This is a genomic window from Streptomyces sp. ITFR-6 (assembly GCF_031844725.1).
Taxonomy (GTDB): domain Bacteria; phylum Actinomycetota; class Actinomycetes; order Streptomycetales; family Streptomycetaceae; genus Streptomyces.
Genome location: NZ_CP134612.1, coordinates 5,495,038 through 5,520,405 on the forward strand (window position 1 = coordinate 5,495,038; position 25,368 = coordinate 5,520,405).

At 69.2% G+C, this 25,368-nt stretch carries 23 protein-coding genes and 2 pseudogenes; 16 read left to right on the forward strand and 9 right to left on the reverse strand.

All coding sequences use genetic code 11. The features are described from left to right. Window positions 1-91: 91 nt before the first annotated feature. Window positions 92-1,344, forward strand: a pseudogene (locus RLT59_RS25150) (ATP-binding protein). Next, on the forward strand, window positions 1,341-2,480 hold the full coding sequence (locus tag RLT59_RS25155) for a tetratricopeptide repeat protein (RefSeq protein ID WP_311305503.1): 1,140 nt from the start codon (window positions 1,341-1,343) through the stop codon (window positions 2,478-2,480). The pseudogene RLT59_RS25150 and the gene RLT59_RS25155 overlap by 4 nt, the downstream one beginning before the upstream one ends. 207 nt (window positions 2,481-2,687) lie before the next feature. Here the strand turns inward: RLT59_RS25155 and RLT59_RS25160 are convergent, their stop codons facing one another. Beyond that, entirely contained in the window at window positions 2,688-3,515 is an 828-nt protein-coding gene (locus RLT59_RS25160; RefSeq protein WP_311305504.1) for a hypothetical protein, read from the reverse strand. Between the two features lie 225 nt (window positions 3,516-3,740). Between RLT59_RS25160 and RLT59_RS25165 the strand changes: the two genes are divergently transcribed. From RLT59_RS25165 to RLT59_RS25180, 4 genes are all read left to right on the forward strand, one after another. Next, a complete protein-coding gene (locus RLT59_RS25165) occupies window positions 3,741-4,427 on the forward strand; it encodes a KpnI family restriction enzyme N-terminal domain-containing protein (protein WP_311305505.1) in 687 nt (228 codons plus the stop codon). 94 nt (window positions 4,428-4,521) lie between these two features. Continuing rightward, window positions 4,522-5,943: a ParB N-terminal domain-containing protein gene (locus RLT59_RS25170; protein WP_311307846.1), complete on the forward strand. Its 1,422-nt coding sequence runs from the start codon at window positions 4,522-4,524 to the stop codon at window positions 5,941-5,943. A 5-nt stretch (window positions 5,944-5,948) separates the two neighbouring features. Continuing rightward, window positions 5,949-7,772, forward strand: coding sequence for a DEAD/DEAH box helicase (locus RLT59_RS25175; RefSeq protein ID WP_311307847.1), 1,824 nt, complete (start codon window positions 5,949-5,951; stop codon window positions 7,770-7,772). Between the two features lie 483 nt (window positions 7,773-8,255). Next, window positions 8,256-9,047, forward strand: coding sequence for an IS5 family transposase (locus RLT59_RS25180; protein WP_311304303.1), 792 nt, complete (start codon window positions 8,256-8,258; stop codon window positions 9,045-9,047). Here the strand turns inward: RLT59_RS25180 and RLT59_RS25185 are convergent. Next, window positions 9,004-9,552, reverse strand: coding sequence for a hypothetical protein (locus RLT59_RS25185; RefSeq protein ID WP_311304797.1), 549 nt, complete (start codon window positions 9,550-9,552; stop codon window positions 9,004-9,006). The two genes, RLT59_RS25180 and RLT59_RS25185, sit on opposite strands and share 44 nt — an antisense overlap. 133 nt (window positions 9,553-9,685) lie before the next feature. On the opposite strand from RLT59_RS25185, the gene RLT59_RS25190 reads away from it, so the two are divergent. Further along, window positions 9,686-10,204, forward strand: coding sequence for a protein NO VEIN domain-containing protein (locus tag RLT59_RS25190; protein ID WP_311305506.1), 519 nt, complete (start codon window positions 9,686-9,688; stop codon window positions 10,202-10,204). Window positions 10,205-10,564: 360 nt separating this feature from the next. After that, window positions 10,565-11,860: a DNA cytosine methyltransferase gene (locus RLT59_RS25195; protein WP_399126961.1), complete on the forward strand. Its 1,296-nt coding sequence runs from the start codon at window positions 10,565-10,567 to the stop codon at window positions 11,858-11,860. Here the strand turns inward: RLT59_RS25195 and RLT59_RS25200 are convergent. From RLT59_RS25200 to RLT59_RS25220, 5 genes and pseudogenes are all read right to left on the reverse strand, one after another. Then, window positions 11,795-12,253 carry a very short patch repair endonuclease gene (locus tag RLT59_RS25200; protein WP_311307848.1) on the reverse strand — a complete coding sequence of 153 codons (459 nt, stop codon included), beginning with the start codon at window positions 12,251-12,253 and terminating at the stop codon, window positions 11,795-11,797. The genes RLT59_RS25195 and RLT59_RS25200 overlap by 66 nt on opposite strands. A gap of 179 nt (window positions 12,254-12,432) precedes the next feature. Next, window positions 12,433-13,247: pseudogene (locus RLT59_RS25205) on the reverse strand (ATP-binding protein); the annotation flags it as partial. Window positions 13,248-13,365: 118 nt separating this feature from the next. After that, entirely contained in the window at window positions 13,366-14,232 is an 867-nt protein-coding gene (locus RLT59_RS25210; RefSeq protein WP_311305508.1) for a methyltransferase domain-containing protein, read from the reverse strand. A 107-nt stretch (window positions 14,233-14,339) separates the two neighbouring features. After that, window positions 14,340-14,831, reverse strand: a complete 492-nt coding sequence (locus RLT59_RS25215) for a GNAT family N-acetyltransferase (RefSeq protein WP_311305509.1) — start codon at window positions 14,829-14,831, stop codon at window positions 14,340-14,342. Window positions 14,832-14,911: 80 nt separating this feature from the next. Beyond that, window positions 14,912-15,916 carry an SEC-C metal-binding domain-containing protein gene (locus RLT59_RS25220; RefSeq protein ID WP_311305510.1) on the reverse strand — a complete coding sequence of 335 codons (1,005 nt, stop codon included), beginning with the start codon at window positions 15,914-15,916 and terminating at the stop codon, window positions 14,912-14,914. Between the two features lie 87 nt (window positions 15,917-16,003). Between RLT59_RS25220 and RLT59_RS25225 the strand changes: the two genes are divergently transcribed. The 6 genes from RLT59_RS25225 (at window position 16,004) to RLT59_RS25250 (ending at window position 20,844) form a co-directional block, all read left to right on the forward strand. Beyond that, on the forward strand, window positions 16,004-16,789 hold the full coding sequence (locus tag RLT59_RS25225; RefSeq protein ID WP_311305511.1) for a class E sortase: 786 nt from the start codon (window positions 16,004-16,006) through the stop codon (window positions 16,787-16,789). Between the two features lie 66 nt (window positions 16,790-16,855). Beyond that, window positions 16,856-17,014 (forward strand): DUF3311 domain-containing protein, encoded by a 159-nt coding sequence (locus RLT59_RS25230; RefSeq protein WP_078617706.1) that lies wholly within the window; start codon window positions 16,856-16,858, stop codon window positions 17,012-17,014. After that, window positions 17,011-18,531 carry a sodium:solute symporter family protein gene (locus RLT59_RS25235; protein ID WP_311305512.1) on the forward strand — a complete coding sequence of 507 codons (1,521 nt, stop codon included), beginning with the start codon at window positions 17,011-17,013 and terminating at the stop codon, window positions 18,529-18,531. The genes RLT59_RS25230 and RLT59_RS25235 overlap by 4 nt, the downstream gene beginning before the upstream one ends. A 62-nt stretch (window positions 18,532-18,593) precedes the next feature. Continuing rightward, on the forward strand, window positions 18,594-18,929 hold the full coding sequence (locus RLT59_RS25240) for a DUF6412 domain-containing protein (protein ID WP_311305513.1): 336 nt from the start codon (window positions 18,594-18,596) through the stop codon (window positions 18,927-18,929). 134 nt (window positions 18,930-19,063) lie between these two features. Then, window positions 19,064-19,834, forward strand: a complete 771-nt coding sequence (locus RLT59_RS25245; protein ID WP_311305514.1) for a YidC/Oxa1 family membrane protein insertase — start codon at window positions 19,064-19,066, stop codon at window positions 19,832-19,834. Window positions 19,835-19,983: 149 nt separating this feature from the next. Continuing rightward, window positions 19,984-20,844 carry a fumarylacetoacetate hydrolase family protein gene (locus tag RLT59_RS25250; protein WP_073738275.1) on the forward strand — a complete coding sequence of 287 codons (861 nt, stop codon included), beginning with the start codon at window positions 19,984-19,986 and terminating at the stop codon, window positions 20,842-20,844. Window positions 20,845-21,051: 207 nt separating this feature from the next. On the opposite strand, the gene RLT59_RS25255 is transcribed toward RLT59_RS25250, so the two are convergent. Both RLT59_RS25255 and RLT59_RS25260 read right to left on the reverse strand, forming a co-directional pair. Beyond that, window positions 21,052-21,531: a heme-degrading domain-containing protein gene (locus RLT59_RS25255; RefSeq protein WP_311305515.1), complete on the reverse strand. Its 480-nt coding sequence runs from the start codon at window positions 21,529-21,531 to the stop codon at window positions 21,052-21,054. Continuing rightward, the gene (locus RLT59_RS25260) at window positions 21,528-22,685 is read right to left on the reverse strand and encodes a Gfo/Idh/MocA family oxidoreductase (RefSeq protein ID WP_311305516.1); all 1,158 of its coding nucleotides are present in this window, start codon (window positions 22,683-22,685) and stop codon (window positions 21,528-21,530) included. The genes RLT59_RS25255 and RLT59_RS25260 overlap by 4 nt, the downstream gene beginning before the upstream one ends. Window positions 22,686-22,741: 56 nt before the next feature. Here RLT59_RS25260 and RLT59_RS25265 point away from each other — a divergent pair, with 56 nt between their 5' ends. Together RLT59_RS25265 and RLT59_RS25270 are read left to right on the forward strand one after the other, a co-directional pair. Then, entirely contained in the window at window positions 22,742-23,860 is a 1,119-nt protein-coding gene (locus tag RLT59_RS25265; RefSeq protein WP_311305517.1) for an ROK family protein, read from the forward strand. 228 nt (window positions 23,861-24,088) lie between these two features. Then, complete coding sequence (locus RLT59_RS25270; protein WP_311305518.1) at window positions 24,089-25,324, forward strand: hypothetical protein; 1,236 nt, start codon at window positions 24,089-24,091, stop codon at window positions 25,322-25,324. Window positions 25,325-25,368: the final 44 nt, after the last annotated feature.

Here is a 25,368-nt window from a genome sequence, read left to right on the forward strand (position 1 = left end):
GGTGTGGCGCGAGCAGCCGACGGCACCCGCATCGCGCACTCCATGCCCAGGACCCCGGCGTGTGTCGTACGGCGCCGCTAGGCTGTGGATCATGTCGGACGACTCCCCTCTCATACAGAGCCTGCGGACAGCGGTCGCCGCCGCGCCCGCCGATGTGCCCCTCCGGCTCCACCTGGCCCAGCTCCTGCTGGAGGCGGACCGGTCCGACGAGGCCGTCGCAGAGGCGGCCGTGGCTCTGCAACACGCGCCGGGCGACGCCCAGGCCAGGGACCTGATGGCCAGGGCGATGGGCGCGCCGGCCCCGTCCGCGTCCCAGCCCCAGCCCGCGTCCCAACCCCCGCGTACGCGGACCGGGTCGACTGGAAGGCCGCGGAGGACCAGGTCGGGGACGCGGTGCCGCCCCGGTTCACCGAGGCGCCGGTCCGCGCGGACGGACAGGACGACTCCGCGGGCGCCGACGCCTGGGACGTCGAGGGCCCCGGCACCGTACGGCTGGCCGACGTCGGCGGCATGCAGGAGGTGAAGGACCGCCTGGACGCCGCCTTCCTCGCCCCGCTGCGCAACCCCGAGCTGCGCAAGCTGTACGGGAAGAGCCTCCGCGGCGGGCTGTTGCTGTACGGGCCGCCCGGCTGCGGCAAGACGTTCATCGCGCGGGCGGTGGCCGGCGAACTCGGCGCCGCGTTCCTGTCGGTGTCCGTGAACGACGTGCTGGACATGTGGATCGGCAACTCGGAACGCAACATGCACGAGGTCTTCGAGACCGCCCGCCGGCAGGCGTCCTGCGTGGTCTTCCTGGACGAGCTGGACGCCCTCGGCGCCAAGCGCGGCCGCACCGGGCACAGCGGCATGCGCAATGTGGTCAACCAGCTGCTCAGCGAGTTGGACGGCATCGACTCCGCGGCGAACGAGGGCGTCTTCGTCCTGGCCGCCACCAACGTGCCCTGGGACGTGGACAACGCCCTGCGCCGCCCCGGCCGCCTCGACAGGACGATCCTCGTCCTCCCGCCCGACGGACCCGCCCGGGAAGCCATCCTCCGCTACCACCTCCGCGACCGGCCCATCGAGAACGTCGACGTGGGCAAGCTGGCCAAGACCACCGAGGGGCTGTCCGGCGCGGACCTGGCCCATGTCTGCGAGGCGGCGGCCGAACGGGCACTGCTGGATTCGGCGCGCTCCGGAAACGTACGGATGATCAACATGAAGGACCTGCTGGCCGCCGAGAAGGAAGTCGTACCGTCGGCCGAACCGTGGTTCTCCTCCGCGCGCAACGTGGCGATGTTCGCCAACGAAGGCGGCATGTACGACGACCTGGTGACGTACCTGAAGAAGAGGCGCAAGCTGTGACCACGACCCTGCACCCCGCGGTGGAGCGGGCCGACCTCCTCAACGACCTCAAGCGGTACGAGGAGGCCAGGGAACTGCTGGCCCAGCGGCTCGCGGAGGACCCCGACGACATCCGGGCCTGGGTCGAACTCGCCCGGAGCCACCTCGGGCAGATCGACCCGAGCGACAAGGAGGACCGCCCGAAGGCGCTGGAGGCCACCGAACGGGCCCTGGCCCTCGACGCGGAGGACATCGGGGCGCTCCTCATGCACGCGCGCGCCCTGCGGGTGAACAGCCGCTTCCCGGAGACCGAGGGCGTACTGCGCGAGGCGATCCGGCTGGCGCCCGACTACTGGTTCACCTACGCGCGGCTCGCCGACCGGCTGTGGCGCATCAGGATGATCAGCTCCGGCCAGGCCAACGGCGGCCAGGTCCGGCGCGAGGACATGGAGGCCGGCCAGCGTGAGGCCGACGCCCTGGCCCACGAGGCCATCCGACTGGCCCCCGAGCAGGTGTACGCCTACGAGGTGGCCCGGCTCATCGCCGAGATGTCCGCCGACCGGAGCGCCGCCGCCCGTCTGGACGAGGCCATTTTCCGCCTGGACCCACAACACGAACAGGCCCTGGCCCGCCGGACGAAGGCCGCGGCGACCGCCCCCGGCGTCAAGGCGACGGAAGCCGCCATCCTGTACGCCGACGCACTGTCCACCACCCCGGACTCCGTCCCCATGCAGCGCGGACTGGACGCCGCCTCCTACCGCCTCCTACGCGGCCTCCGCTGGCCGGCCCTCCTCTGCCTGGCCCTCGCCGCCACGGGCATCGACCTCTTCGCCACGGACGGGGATACCCAGCGAGAGCTCCCCCTGGTCCTCGGCCAGCGCCTGTGGGACCTCGTCCCGATGTCGGCCATCTGGGCCCTCGGCGCCCTGCTCCGCTACCGCCGCCTCCGCGCCGGCATCCGGGTCAACCTCCGCTCCCTCATCCACCGCATGCCCTGGTCCCGCGTCGTCCTGGCCCAGGCGGCATGGGCCATGCTCTGCGCGCTGCTGATCACCCAGATCCCCTGGACGGACCGCACGATCCCACTCGTCCTCTTCTGGGCGGGCCTGGTGCCGTCGGTGGCGACTATGTGGTTCGACCGGCCGAAGACCACTTGATCCGCCGGGGAGGGAGGGGGCGAGCGACGGCTCCCGAGGCCTGCCTCCCTTCCCGATATCGGCCGACTGGAGTTCACACCGGCCCAGATGCTGAGCACAACGGAGACAGGAAGCCGGAGTTGTTGCCGGCCAGGGCGCACAGACATCCCGCGCCACGTCTGGGGCTCGACGGGCCTCTGAGGCTCAAGCAGGCCCGTGGCTCTGACCTCAGCCTCGGCTGTCTCGGTTTCCCTTCTGTGCCGCGGCGGCCAGTGTGAACGCGACGTCTTCATGCCGGCCGGCGTCATTGAGGGCTGCCACGATGGTCAGGACCGCTTGCCTGTCAGTCCGGTCGGCAACGTTGATCAGTATCGCCTCGGCGGCATCTCGCAGCCCAGCGGAGCGGCACGAGGCTACGGCCTGGACGATTTTCTCGGCTGAGTAGGAAGCGCCTGCCTGCCAGAGCATGACGCCAGCGTCACGTTTCTGGCCGTTGGCGAGGTACCGGGCCACCACCGCGGTCTCCGTCCAGGTGAGTTCCGCCGCGTGTGCAGGGTGCCGGTCCCCCTCTTCCCGGGGGACCGGCACCCTGATGTCTTCCTCAGACACCGAAATTTCGCGCCGTCGGGTACGTCGCCGCAGCCGCCGCGCCCGCAGCAGCTCACGGTTGGCAGTGGTGGGGGAAGCCGGCTGTGGCTGGCCAGCCTTATCGGGTGTGGGCGGGTAGCCGACTGAACAGCACTCGCAGTGCTTCTTCTTGGCGTCGATGCGTAGCGCGAGAAGCCTCTCCAGGGTGTGTGGCAGAGGGCCGTTGCCATTGCCTGCAGCGTCCTTCTCGATGACCACGTAGAAGTCCCGCAGGAGCGTTTCCTCCGGGATACGGCCAGCATTCAGGTGGTTTGAGAGGGTTGTCGGCTCCTGGTTCGCGTCCTTCGCGATGTCAGCCTGCGTCCGATGACTGCATTCCCGGACCTCACGCATCGCTGATACCAGCGCCCGATGGGCAGCGGTGGTGGCAGACGGCAGCTCTTTCCAAGTCCTGGGCCTGGGCGTCACGCACGACTTCCGTTCGTCTGATGGTGCAGCGGTGAACGCCAATTGTGTAGGACGCGGACAGTTACGGCTAGTTTTCGGGAGAGCGTGAACATTTTCCATAACGCCTCGAAACCTTGCGGGACCTGGCGTGATGGGCCGTCAAGCGGGGAGAGTGGCGTTGTCCGCAAGGAGTGCCAGCGGCTGATGCTGGAACTGCCGTGTACCTGACATACCTGGGGGTTGTGAATGACTATGCCGTCGTGGCAGGACGAGAATCTGGGCACCATGAAGCGGGCCGCGCTGTGGCTGGTGGCTGTTGTAGGAGAGGACAACATCTTCACTAAGGAGGACGTCAAGAACGCCTTCCCCGGTATCAGCCAGGCTGACCGGCGCGTGCGTGACCTGCGTGACTACGGCTGGAAGATCGCGACTCACCGGGAGGACGCCCTCCTGGGCCAGCACGAGCAGCGGTTCGTCGCGCAGGGGCAGCCCGTCTGGGAGCCTGGAAAGGCGACCAAGGACAGCTCCTCTTCGATCACGGACACCCAGCGGCGGAAGGTCCTGACCGCTGATGGCAACCGCTGCCGGTCCTGTGGGATCACCCCCGGGCAGGTCTACGCCGACTCGTACGAGACCGCTCAGATCGATATCGCCAGGCGGAAGGTGAAGCTGCCCAACGGCACCACGTCCGTGCAGCACATCGCGGAGTGCAACCGCTGCAGGGTGGGCGGGCGCAGCCTGGAAGCGGACCTGGGCGCCGTGCTGGAAGGCGTTTCGAAGCTTGGCGGGCTGCAGCTGCAGACTCTCACGGACTGGGTCGCTGCCGACGAACGCGAGTTCAGTGCTGTGGAACGGCTCTGGGCTGACTTCCGTACGCTGCCGGCGGAGGCACGGGAAGAGGTCCGGGCAGTCCTCGGGCTGCCCCCCGTCTGAAACCTGTCCCCACGGCCGGGTGGGGCCGCTGCCGGCAGCGGCCCCACCCGTGAACTGAGACGAGTCTTTCGCTAGTCAGAGGAGAACAGCAGTGATGAAGAACGATGGGAACTTCGGCCTGCCGCCGTACGCGGCTAAGAACAAGGATGTCGTTGAGCGGCGTCTGAAGGAAGCAGCTATTGGCTCGGGGCTTCAGGAAACTCTGACGATTGAGTGGCGCGGAAAGCCACAGGTTGTACAGGTCATCGATATGCAAGTGGCAACGCTCTACTACAACCCGGGGACGCACCGGATCCGTGCCCAGCGTAGCTTCGATCCGCAGCTCGATCAGCGGCTCGACGACGACCCGTGGAGCGACGAGAGCCAGGACTACCTCCAGTACCTCCTCCAGGCCGAACCTTCTGACCCGTCGAAGAGGGACAAGGACTTTGACGCGCTGAAGCAGAGTCTTAACGATTTCAGGCAGAACGAGCCAGGGCTTATTACCCGCGAAGGCATCCTGGTTAATGGCAATACCAGGGCGGCCGCACTGCGCGAGCTGAGTGTCGAGGACATCCGGGTGGCTGTCCTCCCCGAGTCCTGCACCTGGGCGGACATCAACAGGGTCGAACTCTCACTCCAGCTACGCCATGACACCCGTCGGCCGTACTCGTACATCAACAGGCTGCTCACGATTGATGAGCAGGTGGAGGCGGGCCGGCCGCTGAAGGAAGTCGCACGGGACTTCCGCATCAGAGAGTCGACGGCAGAGCAGGACCTCTGGGTTCTCTCGTGCCTCCGAGACCTCAGTGAGAGGTCGTCGACAGGAGACGTGCAGCTCCGCCTGCTGGACTTCGAGGACGCTCAGGAGAGGCTTCGCGAGGTACACCGCGCCTACGGAAAGGAGTCGAAGGCTGATCTTCAGAAGGCCGAGCTGCTTAAGGAGAACCGTCTCGCGGCGATCGTGATGAATTTCTCCAAGACCGACGTCCGTCTCATCGAGGCCGACTTCCGCACCCGGTATTTGGAGCACCGTCTGCCGGACGAGCTGAAAGCCGCCCCCGTAGCCGCCCCCGGACGGGTGATCCCCGGGATCAACCGAGCGGTCAAGGCTGCCGCGCCCCAGGTGTCCGAAGCCCGCGCATTCACTGACTCGGTCCTCCGCGCGAAGGCCGCCGTCCGGGCGAAGGAGAAGGTCCCTTCGGCTGAGTGGGAGCAGGCCGCGTCCGTTTTCGAGGCAGCGCATAAGGCTGTGGAAGACGCCCTCGAACCGGCGGGCAAAGACGCTCGCGTGCGTAAGCGGAAGCAGGCCGCCCCTGACCGTCTCAACGATGCCTGCCAGGACATCGACCAGTGCATCACCGACATGGTCCTGGCGAACGCTTCCCGGACCCTGGACGAAGAAGCCCTGGATGAGGCTGTTCTCAAGCTGAGGGCCACACTGCAGAAACTTGCCCAGGCGACCGCTCAGACCATTGAAGTGCCTGGAGAAGGCGTTGAGTGGCTGCGCGATGCCGTGCGGAAGGAGCGACCGTGACGGTGATGCCTGAGGAATCGTCCCTGCACATCGGCTTCGACGTGACGCGGACCAAGGCCGTGCTACGCGCTGGTGAGCAGTACCGCAGCGATCTCACCCGGATCGCGGCCAGGTTTCCGGGCGGCGGGCTGCGGAGCCGCCTGACCCTGGAACTGTCCCTCGATGACTTCCTGGTGGGCATTGATGTCCTTGCGGACTGGCCACACCCCGAGTCCGTTGTCTGGGCAGATGAGCTGAGCACCCTGGTCGGGAGTGTTCTTGACGACGCCGACCAGGCTGAGCAGCAGCTTCTTTCTCCACGCCAGGCCGAGGTGTGGGACGACAGTGTCGTCGACGCGGCACTGGGGCCGACCTGGCGCGCTGACCTCACCGAGTTTCAGCGGCGTGACGTCGCACGGTTGCTGGCACTGCAGCACGGCGCCAATTTCAGTGTTCCTGGTGCTGGAAAGACTCGCGTGGGCCTGGCGGTGTACGCGGCCATGCGCGAACGCGAAGATGTGCGCCGACTGCTGGTCGTCAGTCCGAAATCCGCATACGAGGCGTGGCTTACGGAGAGCGAGCTCTGCTTCAAGGAGCCGCCGGTCACTGTTGTCATGGGCAAGACCCCTGATCTCGGAGCTGAAATCCTGATCGTCAACTATGAACGGCTCGACAGGTCGCTGGCGTCTCTGGCGTCATGGCTGCGCGGTGCTCCTTCCATGATCATCCTTGATGAAGCGCACCGTATGAAGCTTGGAGCGCAGGGCACGTACGGCAGTGCGTGTATGGCACTGGGGCCGCTCACCCGCCGACGTTTGATCCTCACTGGCACTCCGGCTCCGAACGGAGCCCGGGATCTGGAGAACCTGCTGTCCTTTGTCTGGCCGGGGCACGGGCGGAGGGTGGTTACCGAGGCCGTCTCCGGAGGGGACCTGGCGCATGCGAGCTCGGTGCTGCGCCCGTTGTTTACGAGGACCACGAAGAAGGAACTGGGGTTGCCGCCATTTGAGACACGTATCCGGCGTCTGCAAATGCCAGAGCTGCACCGAGAAGTGTACGACGCCCTCGTGGGACGCTTTACGTCAAGGGCTGAGGCATCCCGTGACGACTTTGACGCTCTTGGCAAGGCGATGCTCCGACTCCTTATGGCAGCCACCAGTCCCGCACTTCTCATCGAAGGAGAGAGTCGCTACGAACCGCTGACTTATCAAGTGCCACCGCTTGAAGTCCCGCAGGGTGAATCGCTGTACTCATTGATGAGGAACCTGCCGGCCCACGAGCTCTCCCCGAAGTACAAGGAAGCCCTCAACATCGTGGCGACGAACGCCGTGATGGGCCGGAAAACTCTGGTCTGGACGACCTTTGTGCGGAGTATCACCACAATGGAGAGTCTGTTCGCCGCGTATCAGCCCGCCGTCGTGCACGGTGGCACACCTGACAGGGAGGAGCAGATCAGGCGCTTCCGTGAGGATCCCGACTGTCACGTGCTCCTGTCCAACCCCGCTACCCTTGGTGAAGGCATCAGCCTGCATCATGTCTGCCATGACGCCGTATATGTCGACCGTGACTTTATGGCAGGGCGTTTCCTTCAGAGTCTGGACCGTATTCACCGGCTCGGTCTCGCCCCCGATATCCAGACCCGCGTCACCGTGCTGGCGGTCGAGGGCACCATTGACGAAGTCGTGGCTATGCGACTTGAGGAGAAGCTCGAATTCATGGGGCGGATCCTGGATGACCCTTCCGTGCAGCAGCTGGCGGACCTGGAGGACGAGCCGTCCGGCGCCGCCGGAATGGACATGGCTGACGTCCGCGCACTGCTGGACCATGTCGATGCGGTCGCTGCCCACTGAGGCGACGCGCCGCGCGGCGCGTCGCTGGCTGACTGAGCTGCGGGTGGCCGGAGTGCCCCGGGTGCGTGTGCTCTTTACGCACCACCCGCGGTACTCCGATCTCACTCCAGCCCAGTATGCCGAGGGCCTCGCCTGGCTCAGACGGATGGGCATGGTGACGATGGCGGGACGCCCCGTGGTGGAGATCAGCGACAGCGAAGTGAGGGATCCCGCGTTAGTAGCTGTTGTCGTTCCGATCGTGCGGGGTGGGCGTCGAACGGGAGTCTCGATCGGGTGACCGTGGCCGGCTGCGGGCATGAAGGCAGGGCCTCTTGGTAGCTCGGGGTTGCGAAGCCAACCGAGATCCAGGAGACCCTGTTGCCGCAGTTGTACGTGCTCGCGCCGGTGGAGTTCAACTCGGCTGCTCTGTCGTGTGATTGTGTCGCTCACCGGTTCGGGAATGCGGCCGACCATCCGGAGCGTGTTCGGCGGTATCCCTCGGACATGACGGACGCGGAGTGGGCCGTGGTCCGGCCGCTGCTGCCGGTGCCGGGCTGGCTGCGAGGTCGGGGCGGGCAGCCGGAGGCGTACTGCCACCGGGCGATGCTGGACGCGATCCGCTATCTGGTCGACAACGGGATCAAGTGGCGGGCCATGCCGGCCGACTTCCCGCCGTGGGACCGGGTCTATGCGTTCTTCCGCCGCTGGCGCGACCACGCGCTGGTCAGAGAGTTCCACGACCGGCTGCGCGGCCGGGTCCGCGAGGAGTCGGGGCGAGATGCGGAACCGACGGCCGGCGTGATCGACTCGCAGTCCGTCAAGGCGGACGCCGTCGTCGGCGCCGACAGCCGCGGCTTCGACGGCGGCAAGCTGATCAACGGCCGCAAACGGCACGTGGTGGTCGACACCCTCGGCCTGCTGCTGGGCGTGATGGTCACCGCGGCGGACATCGGCGACCGCGCCGCCGCGAAGGTGCTGCTTGAGCGGGTGACCGACGCTCACCACCGGCTGGAACTCGTCTGGGCCGACGGCGGCTACACCGGCAGCCTCGTCAAGCACTGCCTGGCCGCGCTCGCGCTGGTCCTGGCGATCGTCAAGCGGAGCGACGACATGCGCGGCTTCGTGGTGCTGCCCAAGCGGTGGATCGTCGAGCGGCTCTTCGCCCACCTGATGCGAAGCCGCCGTCTGGTGCGTGACTTCGAACGATCCATTAGCAGCGCCGAGGCGATGATCTACTGGTCGATGACCATGATCATGACCCGCCGCCTGGCCCGCTCACGCTCCGCGCGAGGGTGAACCGGCCCGGTGCCGACTCGGCCAGCCAGCCCCGCGCGACCAGGCGTTTCGCCTTCGACCGCAGCCCCTCCACCTTGGCAGGCACCACGTCCAGGCCGAACGCAGTGGCCATCTCCTGACAGGTCAGCGGCCCTTGACCGAGACGGCCCCGATCCTCGATCGCGGCCAGGATGCGCTGGTAGTCCACCGACAGTGCCGTCCCGGCCAGCCCCTCGCGCCACATCGGAACCTGCGACCTCGCCTTCACCACCAGAGGTGCAGACGCCTCCACCTCGGTTCCCGTCACAACACCCTCCGGCACGTCAATGGCGCCCACGCCGGCTGAGTCACCGCCCGGCGCGGACAGCACCGCACCGACACGCTCGCGGGCGATCGTCCACTCCGACCACTCCTGCTCGGCCACCGCGAGCTCGGCCTGGATGCGGTCCGCTGCCTCACGCAGCCCGTCCACACGACGACGAGCGGCAAGCTCGTGCTGTTCCAGCAGTCCGACAACCGACGGCATCCACGGCCTCCACGAGAGCGACGAAACGACACCCCATCACTCCCACACCGACGCCGCCCCTACCCCTGACCAGCGAAAACACAGTCGTCAGACTCGGAAAGACAACAGCGTCTTAGCCGCGACGGCCCCCCTGGTGCGGTGGAGCCATGCGGCTGAAGAGGCGAAGAGAGCTATCGGGGCGGCCGGCGAGCAGGCTCTGCTCCAGCTGTTGCGTGACGGAGGTGTGCCGAACGTCAGACATGTGGCAGCTGAGTCTGATGCATACGGTTACGACATAGAGGCTGTCCGGTCCGGGGCTGAGCGGGCGCACATCGAGGTCAAGTCGACCACTGACCCGACCCGCCTGGTGATCCACTTCACGCGCCAGGAGTACGAGGTGATGACGACCGACGCGGAATGGTGCCTGGCCGCTGTTCTCGTCGGCGGTGACGGGAACGCGCTGTGTGTCGCCACAGTCGACCGGGACTGGCTTGGTTCAGCGGTTCCGCAGGACCGGGCGAAGTGCGGGCGATGGGAGTCGGCCCGGCTTGAGGTCCCGGTTCACGCCATCACGCAGGGGCTGGCTACGAGGACATGGCGGGTGCTGGCTGACCATCTGCTGCCAGGCTCTCCGGTCTGGGCCCTTCAGCCGTCACAACTGATTTCCGCCTGAGCCACGACGAGGGCGTTAACGACTGGGCCTGAAACGTCGCCGCCGAGTTCGCCGAGGCAGCGCCCCGCCCAGACTTGAGGCGTGGCGCTGCCGTCTGTTGTCGACGTGCGGCAAGTCGTCACTCTGTCGGCCATCAGCTATCGAATCCAGCCAACGGTGAGCGGGGTGCGGGTAGGCTCTGCTGAGGCCTCCGGGCGGAGTGAACCCTCTGGGACGGACGTCAGCGGGGATCTGGGCGCCAGGCCTGGCGGAGTGGGCGCGGGCGAGAACCCGCCGGGATGCCAAACTTGTCTTTTTGTCAATGAACCGTACGAAGAGGAGCCAATGCCGATGGGCCTCCAGGCGCACCAGGAGGATCTGATGGGTCCCAGCGATGACGTGCTGACCTCAATCGAGATCTGCGCGGGGGCCGGAGGACAGGCCATCGGTCTCCATGAGGCTGGCTTTAAGCATCTGGCGCTCGTGGAGATTGACCCGCATGCCGCCAAGACCCTCCGGGAGAACATCAAAAGCCTGGATGCTTGGAGCTGGGAGCGGGAATACTGCGACGTAATCGCAGGTGACGTGAATGACTTCCGTGCCATTCCGGAGAGCCCGGATCAGGAATCACACGTGAAGAAGGCGCAAAAGTATCTGGGGAAGCCTCTTTCGAGGCGCGATCTCAGTCTTCTTGCTGGCGGCGTTCCGTGCCCCCCTTTCTCGCACGCTGGAAAGCAGCTGGGAAAGGATGACGAGCGCGATCTGTTTCCTCGTATTCTGGAACTCGCCGACGAACTCCGTCCAGAAGCGGTGATGATTGAAAATGTCCGCGGCATTAAAGATGTAAAATTTGAAGAATATCGCAAATATATTGAGGCTCGTCTCCAGGGGGGGTGGGCCAAGCATCCTGCGACTGGCATTGAGGAAGACTTCAAGGGGCTTGGCTACGAAGTCTGCGAGTGGGAAGTGCTGGAGGCCAGTGATTTTGGTGTGCCCCAGTTGCGGCCCAGGGCCGTCCTGGTGGCCATCCGCAAGGATGTACTAGGTGATCTTAAGTTTGTGTGGCCCACTGCCACGGGGAGCCCCAAGAGCGTTTTTCGTGCGCTAGAAGAGTCCATGGAGCTCAGGTATGACCCATATCTGAAAATGGGTGGCGACGTAGCGCGCTTGGCGAGGGAGTGTCTCGGTAAGTGGAAGACGGAAGCGAAGAAGGCTGAGAACAGAAAAGACTTCGGTATTGCTCCCACCCTCGTCGGTGGTTCCAAGAAACATGGAGGAGCCGACCTAGGGCCGAGCCGCGCTAAAGCCGCCTGGAGTCTTCTGGGTGTTTCAGGGGTCGGCGTTGCCAACTCTCATGAAGTAGGTGTGCGGAAGAAAAGCCAGGATAGGGATCTCTTCAGGGAATCCGGTCCCATGCTCACCGTAGAGCAAGCCGCAATTATCCAGGGGTTCCCGGACAACTGGAAATTCTCTGGCGGCAAGACCGCGCAGTACCGACAGGTCGGAAACGCGTTTCCGCCGCCCGTCGCAGCCGCAGTGGGCAAGGCGATCGCGGACGTGCTGCTCGCTGCCCGCGAACGTGACAGGCGCAAGCCTGGACCCGCAGAAGTGCTACCCGGCCAAGCCGGGCCTGCGCTCGCGGACCGTGCTGACGATCGTAGCCGCGCACGCGTCTGAACTCTGGTGCTCCCAGAACCGCAGGACCAGCCAGCCAGCCTCAGTGAGACGTTTGTCGGTATCGCGGTCCCGTGCCATGTTCCGTGCCACTTTGTCTGACCAGTAGCCCGGGTTGGTCTTGGGCGCGACGTAGTGCTCAGGGCAGCCATGCCAGTAGCAGCCGTCGACGAACACAGCCACCTTCGCCGGACGGAAGACCAGGTCTGCCGTCCGGCGAAGGTCTGGCAATGGTCTGGCTGCGACACGGTAGCGAAGGCCGTTCGCGTGCACGAGCCGGCGAATGAGCCTCTCCGGCTGTGTGTCGCGGCTGCGAATGGCCTGCATGTTCCTTCTGCGCGCCGCAGACGAGGCCCACGAGCCGTCTGGCGGCGTCCAGTCTGCGGGCTCAGGCACCAAGGTCACTCCAGAATTTTCGTCACTGCACTTCAATAGTGGCTTCACCGAGGCGGGACGAGTCGACTGCCCGGAAGCGAACGTAGGGTACCGATTCCCTGTCGCGCTGGTCGCCGGGATGAATGCTGCTGCCAGCACGACCTTGGCCGGATCGATACTGCTGCCGGACACGAGGCCTGCGGCATCCCCAGGGCGATCCGTGCGAGGGCGAGGTGGCCTTCCGGGCTGCGGGTGCTGTTCCAGCCGCCCGCCTGGACGAGCCGGTTGTTCCGGTAGATGTAGAAGCCTTGGCGTTCTGCGAGCGGACCGATCCCGCGGTAGCTCACCAGGGGTGACTTCGGAGACCAGATATGTGCGGTGAGGGCGACACCGCCGACGCCCTCGACCGGTGCCTTGCAGGTACGGGGGAAGCCTGCTCGGCCGGGCACCCGGTAGCCGAACGGGTCGATCGGTTCGACGCCCCCGTGGTCCAGCTCCTCCGTTGTCCGCACGTCCTCCACGACGATGTCTATGCTGAAGTCCTCGCGGGCGAGGAATCGGTGGAGGCAGAGGCCGAGGTGGGTCTCCCAGTGGGAGATCTTGCCTTGCCATTCGATGAGACCGTCGTATCGGTCGACGAGTTCCTGGCAGTAGCCGGGGTCCACGATGTCGCAGGTGAAATCTACTTGGGCGCGTGATGTCCGCCAGCGACGGCCTGTGGACGGGCTGCGCTTGGTGCGACTGATCACCGTCAGCGAATCGGCGTGCGAGAGGGATGCGGCCTTGAGGCCGGAACCGAAGTGGCCGAGGGCGGACTCGTCGTACCCTTCGCGGCCGCCGACCGTCATAGCTGTGCCCAGGGCGTCGTCGATGGAGTTGTCGACCAGGTTGGCTATGGCCGCCTCGAAGCAGTACCCCTGATGGGTCAGTGATTCGAGATACCGGGCGGGAGCCGCTTGGTCCCGGTGGTCGGTACCTCGAACTGCCAGTCGGCAGAGTGCTGATAGGGCGGCATGAAGGGTCCTCCCGCACGCAGAGCTGAGACCTGTGTGGGGGAGGTGCGGCCCTGGAGACGAATATTCTGGATGTGATGATATTGCAAAGATAGAAAGTAAAGCGCGCGGATCCGTCGTTCACTGATGGCCCCGGGCAACACCGGCATCCGCGCCCGACCGGTTCACCGCGACCGCCTTGAAGAACGTGTAGTGGAAGGTCCCGTGGGTCAGGGCCGTGCGGTGCAGGTCCGTGATGCCCTGGTCCCAGTCGGGCTCGGTCATGAGGTTGGCGGCCAGGGCCTCGTCCCGGACCGCTTCGATCATGGCGATGAACGTGTTGCGGGTGAAGCCGTCGACCAGGGTGGGGCGGGTCTGGTCGGCGTACACCGTGCGGGGGCGGACCATGATGTCGTCGTATCCGGCGCGAGCCAGCAGCGGGTGTAATCGCCGGCCGATCAGGGCGTCTCCGCCGGCGGCCGACTGGAGTTGGACCTGGCAGTCGATCACTGCTCGGGCCAGGGCGCTGGCGGGGTGGAAGAGTGCGGAGCCGTGGTCACCCTCGACCACGGTGATGGTGCCTTCGGGGCGTAGTACGCGACGTAGTACGGCCAGGGCGCGGTCGGGGTCCGGCAGGTGTTCCAGGACGAAGCAGACGAAGACGTGGTCGAACTCCGCGGGGGCGAAGGGGAGGTCGAACAGGTCGGCGTGGTGCCACTCCACGTCCGCCCCCGGTGCGTGGTCCGCGACCCGGGCGCGGGCCTGTGAGAGGGATTCGGCGGAGTGGTCGACCGCGGTGATCCGGGCCTCCGGGGCGGCCTGGGCCAGGTGGACCGTCTGGGCGCCGACCCCGCAGCCGATCTCCAGCACCCGGCTGCCGGGGGGATAGGCCGTGCCCGCGTGCAGGAGCGCCGCCAGGGTGTCCGCCTGGTCGCCGAGCCGGGCCGCCTCGCGGTCGGAGTACCCGTGGACGTAGTCGGGTGTCGTCATCGCCTCAGGTGATGCCATTGCCCCATTCTTACGGCAACGCTGCGGCGATTTCGGTGGATCAGCAGGTCCGGTAAGGCTGTTCGGTCGATACCTGCGTCATCCGTGTCCGTCGCGTCAACTCGCTGTTAACGCTTGGTAGTTGACAGTTCCCGTAGGTACGCCAGGCCCCGCTTCCCGCTCAGCGGTACCTCCTCGCCCGTCGGGACGAAGCCCGTCCGGGTCAGTACCGCGCGGGAGGCCGTGTTCGTGAGGGCGGCCGACGCGCGGAGTGAGGTCAGGGCGTACGTCGTCGCGCTCAGCTCGAAGATCTGGTGTACCGCCGCCGTGGCCAGGCCGCGGCCCGTCGCGCTCTCCGCCAGGCGGAAGCCCAGGTCCGCGGCGCCGTCCGCCAGGTTGAAGCGGCCCAGTACCTCGCCGCTGTCCTCGGCCACCAGGAGGTGGAAGTGGCAGCTGCCGGCCGCCTGCTCGGTGAGGAGGGCCTCGTGGCGGGCGGCGAAGCCGGTGAAATAGCCGTCGCCGCGGTCCGGCACCGTCGCCGCGAAGAACGCGCGGTTGGCCCGCTCGAACGCGAGGAGGGCCGGGGCGTGGTCGGCGCGCAGCCGCTGGAGTTCGGGCATGGCCGGACCGTACCCAGTCGGTGCGCGCCGCGGCATCCGGATATCGACGCGATCGTGCTGCTGCCTCCGGGGCCCGCCTCCTACAGCGCGCCCCCGTGGCAGTCGCGGTACGACCGGCCCGTGCCGCACCAGCAGGCCGCGCTCCTCGCCGGGGGCCACGGGACCGCGCGGCCCCGGGCCGCCAGGGTGGTGGCGTACTGGGGGAGCAGATCCGGGTCGGCGGGGGAGGCGGCCTCCGAGGCGGCGAACGCCTCGTACGAAGGGACCGTGCCCGTCACGATGCCGAGGTTCGGGGTGCCCGTCGCGTGGAGGTCGCGCAGGGCCGATTCCAGGCGGGCCAGGTGGTCCGGGTGGGAGGCGTACTCGCTGCCGAGGCTCGGGTACGCGGTGAGGAGCTCGTCCAGTTCGGCCTGCGGCCAGTGCAGCACCGCCACCGGGAAGGGGCGGGAGAGCGCGGTGCGGTAGGTGCCGAGCTCGGCGCGCAGGCGGGTGATCTCGGCGCGCAGCTCGCCCGGGTCGGAGGAGCCCAGGGCCCACAGGCGCTTCGGGTCGTGGAGCTCGTCCAGTGGGACGGCCGCCGTGTGCAGGGTGTCGGCCAGCTCGTCCCAGGCGTCGTGCCGGACGCCCATCAGCCGGCGGACCCGGTGCCGGCCGGTCAGCAACGACTGGGTGGCGTACGGGACTTCCTCGCCCGGCGCGATGAGCAGGGTGAGGGCCGTGGAGAAGTAGTCGTGGGCCGACTCCAGCTCGTCGTGGGCCTCCAGGGTCTCCGCCGCGATCTCCCAGGGAGCCGCCTCCAGCGGGCCCGCCGCGCGGATACCGTCGATGATCGCGCGGGCCTCGGCCTCGTGGCCGTACTCCCACAGGTTGGCGGCGTTGAGCGCCTTGACCAGGTGCGGGTGCTCGGTGCCGGGAGCGCTGAGCAGTTCGTCGTAGAGCGCCGTGGCGCGGGCGCGCTCTCCGGCGAGCTCCAGATGGGCAGCGGCCTGGAGGAGCAGCGGCTCGTGGTCCTCCGGGTACCGTGCCGCGGTGCGCAGCAGGCGCTCGGCTTCGGTGATGTGATCGGCAGGCGTGTCGGGGCGCATGAACCACACCGTACTGCGGTAGAGCCGCGGGGCGGAGAGTTGTTCGGGCTCTGGAGAGTTACGGGGCCTGGCCCTATCGTGCGGGCCGTGGTCAAGCGGATACCTGTGGTGGTGCAGCGGAACTCGCGGGGGCGGCGGGCCGCTGTGCGCGGGCTGTGGACGAGCGCCGAGGTGGTGGTGACCCTCGGCGTCGTCCTGCTGCTGCTCGTCGCCCATCAGCTGTGGTGGACCAACCGGCAGGCCCGCGCCGGCGCCGCGCACACCGTGCAGGCCCTCCAGCGGGACTGGGAGGAGCCGTCGCCCGAGCCCTCGCCGTCGGCGGTGCCGGAGAAGCCCGCGGAAGACAGTCCCGCCGTGTCCACGGGGGAGGGGAAGGCCGAGGCGGGCGGCGCGGCTCCGGCCACCGCTGCCGCGCCCCGCCGGTCCCAGGCCTACGCCGTCATCCGCATCCCGCGCATCGGGCTCACCGCCCCCGTCGCCCAGGGCATCAGCAGGAGCGGCGTCCTCGACAAGGGGTACGTCGGCCACTACCCGGGCACCGCGCAGCCCGGCGCCCCCGGGAACTTCGCGCTCGCCGCCCACCGCAACACCCACGGTGAACCGTTCCGCTACATCAACCGGCTGCGCCGGGGCGACCGCGTCACCGTGGAGACCCGGGACGCCGTCTACACGTACACCGTCGACAAGACCCTCCCGCAGACCGGCGCCGGGGACGGCGGGGTGGTGGCCGCCGTGCCGCGCAGCAACGTGAAGCCGTACGTCGGGTACCGGGCGGCCGGGTCCTATGTGACGTTGACGACGTGCACGCCCGAGTTCACCTCCCGCTACCGGCTGGTGGTGTGGGGGAAGCTGACGGATGTGCGGGGGAGGTAGAGGGGACACCGGCCGACAGGCCCTAGGGTCTCTGACGTGCTGAGACGACGTCCGCAGTTGCTGTGGTTGCTGGTTCCCTACGTGCTCTACCTGGGGGCGCTGCCGTTCGTGAACCGGGTCCGTCCCGTCGTTCTCGGGCTGCCGTTCCTCTTCTTCTGGCTGCTCGGGGCGACCGTGCTGACCCCCGTCGCCGTCTGGCTGACCCGGCGGGGGGACCGCCGGTGAACGCCGCCGTCGCGACCTCCGTCTTCGGGGTCTTCATGGTCGCCACCGTGGCCCTCGGACTGTTCGCCGTGCGCGGGCGGCGCGGGGCGAAGCGCGGCGGGCTCGCCGAGTGGTCGGTGGGCGGGCGCAGCCTCGGGACCGTCTTCATCTGGGTGCTCATGGCCGGTGAGGGCTACACCAGCTTCAGCTACCTGGGTGCCGCCGGCTGGGGTTACAACTACGGGGCCCCGGTGCTCTACGTGGTGGCTTACATGTCCTGCGGTTACGCCGTCGGCTACGTCGTCGGGCCGATGCTCTGGGCGTACGCGCGCGAGCACGGACTCGTCGGGATCACCGACATGGTGGCCCACCGCTTCGGCCGGCCCTGGCTCGGGGCGCTCACCGCCGTCCTCGCGACCGTCTTCCTGCTTCCGTACATCCAGCTCCAGATCACCGGCATGGGCGTGGTCGTCTCGACGATCTCCTACGGCGCCATCAGCCTGAACTGGGCCTACTTCATCGCCTTCGCCGTCACCACCGGCTTCGTCGTCGTCAGCGGGCTGCGCGGCAGCGCGTGGGTGTCCGTGCTGAAGGACGTCATGGTGATCGTCACGCTCGGCTTCCTCGCCGTTTACGTGCCGATGCACTACTTCGACGGGTACGGGCCCTTCCTCGACCGGCTCGTCACCGAGAAGAGCGAGTGGCTGACCTTCCCCGGGCACGGGGACAGCGGGATGGGGCAGGCCTGGTTCATCACCACCTCGTTCCTCAACTCGCTCACCGTCGTGATCTTCCCGACGACCGTCGCCGGCTACCTCGGCGCCAAGAACGCCGACGTGCTGCGGCGCAACGCCATGTGGCTGCCCGCCTACAACGTGCTGCTGTTCGTGCCGATGCTGCTGGGCATGGCGGCCCTGTTCGTCGTCCCGGGGCTGGTCGGGGCCGAATCCAACCTGGCCCTCTTCAAGCTCGTCGTGGACTCGCTGCCGGCCTGGTCCGTCGGGGTCATCGGCGTCGCCGCCGCCCTGTCGTCGATCGTGCCCATGGCCGTCTTCATGCTGGTCATCGGCACGATGTGGGGACGCAGCGTGCTCTCCCTCGTACCGCGCTGGAAGCAGCGGCAAAAGGGCGCGGCCCAGGCCGTCGTCGTCATCGCGGGGAGCCTGGCCCTGCTGCTCACGTACACCGCGCCGAACACCCTCGTACGGCTCTCGCTGATCTCGTACGAGGGGATGGCACAGCTGCTCCCCATGGTGTTGCTGGCGCTGATGTGGCGGCGGCTGACGCTGCTCGGGGCGATGAGCGGGCTGGTCGTCGGGGTGGGAGTGGTGTGCGGGTTCGTCTTCACGAAGAACGATCCGGTGTGGGGTGTGAACGCCGGGATCATCGCGCTCGGCGCCAATCTGGCCGTCGCGCTGGCCGTGACGTACGCGGGTCCGCGCGAGCGCGACGAACGGCCGGACGAGGACGTACTGGCGCGCGACGAGATCGAGGACCGCGCAGCGGACCTGGGGGCGGGCGAGGCCCATCGTGTATAACGGTCAAAGGTTGAAGTGCCGCTTTACGCTGCGGCCGCAGGAGCGCGAGAGGGGGAGGGGCGATGGACGCACGCGCCATGAACCGCTTGCGCGGTGGCCTCGCCCGGCTGCTCCGCCCCGCCGGGCTGCTGCTCTTCTTCCTCACCGAGGTCCTGCTCGCGGAGGGCGGCAGCCTCTCCGCCGCCGTCGCGCTCGCCGCCACCGCGGCCGCCGGTACCGCACTCGTCGCCTGCTCGGTCATCAGCGCCCGCTGCGCCGCCCCGGTGCCCCGCACCCGGGTCCGTACCGCCATGCGCGACCGGGAGAAACGCACCGCGTTCCTCCCGCAACGAGACCCCGACGCCAAGGGGCGCCGGCGCCCCCGAGCCCCCGGCCGTGTCCTCCTGACGGCCGCGTAGGGCTCCCGCTCTCCTCCCTCCTTCGTCCAGGTGCGTACGCCGTGCGCGCGGGCGCCCCGCGCGGATCGTCATGCCGAAGCTGATTCACAGCTGATCCACTTCCCGGCACGACGAGACCCCCGGAGGGCTCATCCATGTCCGCCTTCATGTCCGCGTTCGCCAGCCTGGTCGGCGCCTTCGCCGATCTGCTGCACCCCTTCTTCCAGACCGCGTCCACCGCCGCCGCGATCGTGCTGTTCACCGCGCTCGTACGGCTCGCCGTGCACCCCCTGTCGCGGGCCGCGGCGCGCGGGCAGCGAGCCCAGCGCCGGCTCCAGCCGCAGATCGCCGAACTCCGCAAGAAGCACAAGAAGAACCCCGAGCGGATGCAGAAGGCGATCATGGAGCTGCACAAGGAGGAGAAGGTCTCGCCGCTCTCCGGCTGCCTGCCCAGCCTGCTCCAGATGCCTGCCTTCTTCCTGCTCTACCACCTCTTCTCCAGCCAGAAGATCGGCGGCGACGCCAACCAGCTCCTCGGCCACCAGCTCTTCGGCGCCCCGCTGGGCGAGCGCTGGCACGACGCGCTCGCGAACGGCGGGGTGTTCGGCGCCCACGGACTCGTGTACCTGGGACTGTTCGTGATCGTCGCCGCCGTCGCCACGTTCAACTACGGCCGGACGAAGCGGCAGATGGCGGCCAACCCCACCACCCCGGCCACCGGGCCCGACGGACAGCCGGTACCGGGCATGGGCGCCATGACGAAGGTGATGCCGCTGATGTCCTTCTTCACCCTCTTCACCGTCGCCTTCGTGCCGTTGGCCGCCGCGCTGCACGTCGTCACCAGCACCACCTGGACCGCGATCGAGCGGGCCTATCTGTACCGCGACATGCCTGCCGCCGGTGCCGCCATGGCCACCGCGGCGTAGTCGCGGACACGAGTGCGCCGGTCGAGTGCGCCGGTCCAGTGTGTGAACAGGGTCTTGCGGAGTGATCGGATGTCTTGGAGGATCGGACAAGCCTGCGATGGCCGCAACCCATCCGACGGGCCCGATCTCGACCAAGGGGAGACAGACCGTTGAAGCTGCTTCGTGTAGGTACGGCAGGCGCGGAACGACCGGCACTGCTGGATGAGGACGGCACCCTGCGTGACCTGTCGGGAGTCGTCACCGACATCGACAGCGCGCTGCTCGCCGACGAGGACGCGCTGGCCCGGGTCCGGGCGGCCGCGGCCGCGCCCGGCGAGCTGCCGGTGCTCGATGCCGAGGGGCTGCGGGTGGGTCCGCCGCTCGCCCGGATCGGCAAGATCGTGTGCATCGGGCTGAACTACCACGACCACGCCACGGAGACCGGCGCACAGATACCGGCGGAGCCGATCCTGTTCTTCAAGGCGCCGGACACCGTCGTCGGTCCCGAGGACACGGTGCTGGTGCCGCGCGGCAGCGTGAAGACCGACTGGGAGGTCGAGCTCGCGGTCGTCATCGGCCGCACCGCCCGGTACCTGGACTCCGCCGAGGAGGGCCTCGCCCACGTCGCCGGGTACGCGGTCGCGCACGACGTCTCCGAGCGCGAGTACCAGATCGAGCGCGGCGGCACCTGGGACAAGGGCAAGAACTGCGAGACGTTCAACCCGCTGGGCCCGTGGCTGGTGACGGCCGACGAGGTGGCCGACCCGCAGGCGCTGCCGCTGAAGCTCTGGGTCAACGGTGAGCTGAAGCAGGACGGCACGACGGCCGAGCAGATCTTCCCGGTCGGTGAGGTGGTGCGCTACCTGAGCCACTTCATGACGCTGTATCCGGGCGACGTGATCAACACCGGTACGCCGGCCGGGGTGGCCATGGGGCAGCCGGAGCCCAAGCCGTATCTTCGGGCGGGGGATGTCGTGGAGCTGGAGATCGCAGGGCTGGGGCGGCAGCGGCAGGAGCTGAAGGGGGCGTAGGCCGCGAGGCGGGGCGGGCTCTGGGGCCGGGTGCGTCCGGGGGCCGCTCTGTCCTCAAGCGCCGGACGGGCTTGGTTCTGCCGGGCTCGGCTTGATTGTGCCGGATGAGCTTGGTTGTGCCGGATGGTTTTGATGGGCCCCGACTGGCTCGTCTAAAGATCGGAGGGGTGGAGGCTGCCGGCGGCCAGCCCCCACCCCTCCGGGCGGTCAGCCGCTGATCGTTGTCACGAACTGTTCCAGGGCCTCGACCACCAGCGCGTGGTCCTCCGCCTGGGGCAGGCCGGAGACCGCGACCGAGCCGATGACGCCCGCGCCCTCGACCGAGATCGGGAACGAGCCGCCGTGCGCGGCGTACGTGCCCGGGTTCAGCCGCGAGGCCTCGTCGAACGTCGTCCCCTTGGCCCGGAACCGGGTTCCGACCAGGTAGGAGCTCTCTCCGTAGCGCTCGACGACCCTGCGCTTGCGGTCGATCCAGGCGTCGTTGTCCGCGCTCGAACCCGGCAGCGCGGCGTGGAACAGCTGCTGCGCGCCGCGCCGGATGCCGATCGCGACCGGTGCGTGGCGTTCCCGGGCCAGGGCGACGAGCAGGCCGCCGAGCGCGTACGCGTCGTCGTAGCCGAAATGCGGGAGCGTCAGCCTGCGCTCCTGCGCGATCAGCTCGGAGATGGTCGGAGCTGTGGGGTTCATGCGGGCTGCTCCTCTGTGCCGGGGGTGGTGGCGGTGGCGGGAGTCGTGGGCAGGGTGACCGTGACGCCCTCGCGGGCCGAGCGGCGGGCGGCCTCCAGGACGTCCAGCGCCGCGGTGGCCTGGAGCGCGGTCACCGGATTCTCGCCCTTTCCGCGCAGCGCGTCGGTGACCGCCGCGTAGTACGCGGGATAGTCGCCCGGCAGCGTACGGACCGGGTCGCCGCCGCCCGTGAGCGGGGACTCGCCGGAGCCGAGCCGGCCCCACAGCTCCTCGGCCTCCTCGCCCCACGGCTCGTCCGCCGACGGGCGGGCCCCCTCGCGCAGGGCCGCCTCCTGGGGGTCGAGGCCGTACTTCACATAGCCGGCGGTGGAACCGAGCACCCGAAAACGCGGGCCGAGCTGCGCCGTCGTCGCGCTGACGTACAGGTGCGAGCGGACCCCGTTCGCATGGGTGATCGCCACGAACGTGTCGTCGTCGGCCGCCGCACCCGGGCGGCGCACGTCCGACTCCGCGTACACCCGCACCGCCGGGCCGAACAGGACCAGCGCCTGGTCGACGACGTGGCTGCCCAGGTCGAACAGCAGCCCGCCGATCTCCTGCGGGTCGCCCGACTCGCGCCAGCCGCCCTTCGGCTGCGGCCGCCACCGCTCGAAGCGGGACTCGAAGCGCTGCACCTCGCCCAGCGCACCGTCCGCGAGCAGCGAGCGCAGGGTGAGGAAGTCGTTGTCCCAGCGGCGGTTCTGGAAGACCGAGAGCAGCACCCCGTGCTCCTCGGCCAGGGCCGCCAGCTCCCGCGCCTGCGCGGCCGAACCGGCGATCGGCTTGTCCACGACCACCGGCAGACCGGCCCTGATCGCGGCGGCGGCGATCGGGACGTGCGTCTTGTTCGGTGACGCGATCACGATCAGGTCGAGCTCGTCGGCCCGCTGCCACAGCTCGTCCGGCGAGGCGGCGAACCGTACACCGGGGAATTCGGCGCGGGCCTGCTCCCGCCGTTCCTCGTTGGACGTGACGACCGTGTCCAGGACGAGGCCGTCGGTCGCGGCGATCAGCGGGGCGTGGAAGACGGAACCCGCCAGGCCGTAGCCGACGAGTCCGACGCGCAGGTGGGTCCCGGACGTGCCGGAGGTCTCGTGAGTCGCGTGGGCAGTCATGCGTTCCACTTTGGCCACGCTGTTGCCAAAGTGCAAGCGGCAGCGACAATGGGTCCGTGAACAGGAGTAATAGCGGCGCCAACCTGCCGACGCTGCGCGGCCACAACGCGGCGCTCGTGCTGGACCTGCTGCGAGTCGCGGGCGAGCGCGGGATCAGCCGGCTCGAACTGGCCGAGCGGACGGGGCTCACCCCGCAGGCCGTCAGCAAGATCACCGCACGGCTGCGGGCCGAGGGGCTGGCCACGGAGGCGGGCCACCGCGCCTCCACGGGCGGCAAGCCCCGGACCGTGCTGCGGCTGGTGCCGGACGCCGGTCACGCGGTGGGGCTGCACCTGGACCGCGACGGGCTGACCGTGGTGCTCGTCGACCTCGCGGGCACCGTGGTCACGAGCCGTACGGCTCCGCTGGACTTCGGCGCCCCGGCCGACGAGGTGGTCGCGGCGGCCGCCGGGGCGGTGGCGGAGGTGCGCAGGGACGGCGCCCGGCCGGTGCTCGGCGTGGGCGCGGCGGTGCCGGGGCCGCTCGACCACCGGGACGGGGTGCTGCACCGCGTCACCGGATTCCCGCAGTGGGACGGCTACCGGCTCGGAGACGCGCTCACCGCACGGACCGGGCTGCCCGTCGTCATCGACAAGGACACCAACGCCGCCGCCCTCGGGCTCGCCCTCCAGGCGCCTGGCCCGGCCGACTTCGCCTACCTCCACCTCGGGACCGGGCTCGGCGCGGGGCTGGTCCTCGGCGGGGCGCTGCACCGGGGTGCCCGTACCGGAGCCGGTGAGTTCGGCCATCAGACCGTCCAGCTGGACGGTCCGAGGTGCGGCTGCGGCGGGCGCGGCTGCATCGAGGCGCTCTGCCTGGCGGCGGTCGCCCGCGGCGATGTGGCCGAGGCCGCGCGGGTGCTCGGCACCGGCGCCGCGAACCTGGTCGCGCTGCTCGACATCGACCGGGTGGTGCTGGGCGGCCGCACCGTCGCGGCAGGGCCCGAGGCGTACGTACGAGGCGTGCGCGCGGTGCTCGACGAGCGGGCCCGGCGCGGAGGCGGCGTGGGCGGGGCGCCGGTACCGGACGTCACCGCGGGCGGGGGCGACCGGCCGGTGGCCGAGGGGGCGGCGCAACTGGTTCTGGCCCCGCTGTTCGGCCGCGTCGGCGGCAGCCACGTGGAGCGGGACGGGTGAGAGGACCCGAAGGGGGCGGGGACCCGAACGGGACGGTGAGGGGCCCCGAACGGGGGCGGAGCCGGCGCGGCTCGGCTGATCGAGGGGTTCCGCGCCACCGGCCTGGCGGCCGCCCGGCATGTCTGCGCGCGGGCGCCCCGGGCGGCGTGGCAGCGTCGCGGGTCCATACCGGTGGACTCCGGGTCCGGGGCGAGCCGACCGTTTCCGCGAGCAGCGAAGGCCGCCCTCATGTCCCCCACACCGCCCCCGCCCGCCACACCCCCGGAGCACCCCGCGCCGCCGCCCCCGTCCGCGCCCACCGGGCGGCCCCGGCACGGGCTGGTGCTCGGGCTGGCCGCGGCCAGTGTCGTCCCCGCCGTCGTGCTCGGCGGGGCGGCGAACGCGTCCGCGGCGCCGCAGCGCAATCCGGCGGCGACCCCTGCCACACCGCTGCCCCCGGCTCTGGCGGCCTCGGCCTCGGCCTCTGGGCCGGCCCCGGCGTCGGTTCCGGCCGCTCCCGTAGCCGGCGCACCGGCCGCGGTCACCGCAGTCACCGCTGTCACCGCGGTCACAGGTGCCGCTGCCGAGCAGCAGCCCGCCTGCGGGGATCCGGAGGCGGCCGACTTCCCGATCGACACCCGGATCCACGGCGGCCCGGACACCTACGCGTCCGGCGGTGGCTACGGCACCTGGTTCCTGGACCTGACCAACACCACGTCCCGGGCCTGCCGCTCCATCCACCCGGTCCTGGTCCTCACCGACGAGGACCGCGGGCTGACTGCGGACCAGATCCAGCTGAAGTTCTCCGAGCGCGCCCATCCGGACGTGGAACACCGCGTCACCTGGGAGACGACCGACCGGGACGAGCACATCGGCGTCTTCGGCGGCCCCGGCGACGACGCCTTCGAGGGCTTCACCGTGCCCGCCGGCCGCACCGTCACCGTCCAGGTCCGGCTCGCGTTCACCTCCGACACCAGCCCCGGCCATATCACCGCCAACGCCGCGATCGTCCAGCGCAAGCACCCGGCGGGCGGCAGGAGCGACAACGGCGCGGGCGACAGCGGTACCGCACCGCAGGGCAGCGACGGGGAGTGGGTCGGCGAGTCGGAGGACTACGTGTTCACCGTGGTCGAGGACGGCGGCGGGGCGGGCGTGGACCGCGACGGGACCGGCCGGGACAACGACGGTACCGGCGAAGTCGGCAAGGGCCACGAGACCGGGGGCACCGGCCGGGAGAGCGACGGTACGGCCGAGGAGCCCGGCCGCCTCCCCGACGGCGCCCGGCCCAGCCCGCGCCCCAGCGGCGCCGCCACCGGCACCCCGCGCCCCGTCGCACCCGGCCGGGACCCGGCAGGAGTGCCGGAGCTGGCCAGGACCGGTATCCCCGTGACGCTGCCCCGGCCGGCCCTCACCGTCTCCGGATTCCTGATCGGCGGCGGAGCGATGGTGGCCTGGTCGCGCCGGACGCGCCGCGCCCGCCCCTGACGTCCCACCGCTGGCGTCCCGCCCCTGACGTCCCACCGCTGACT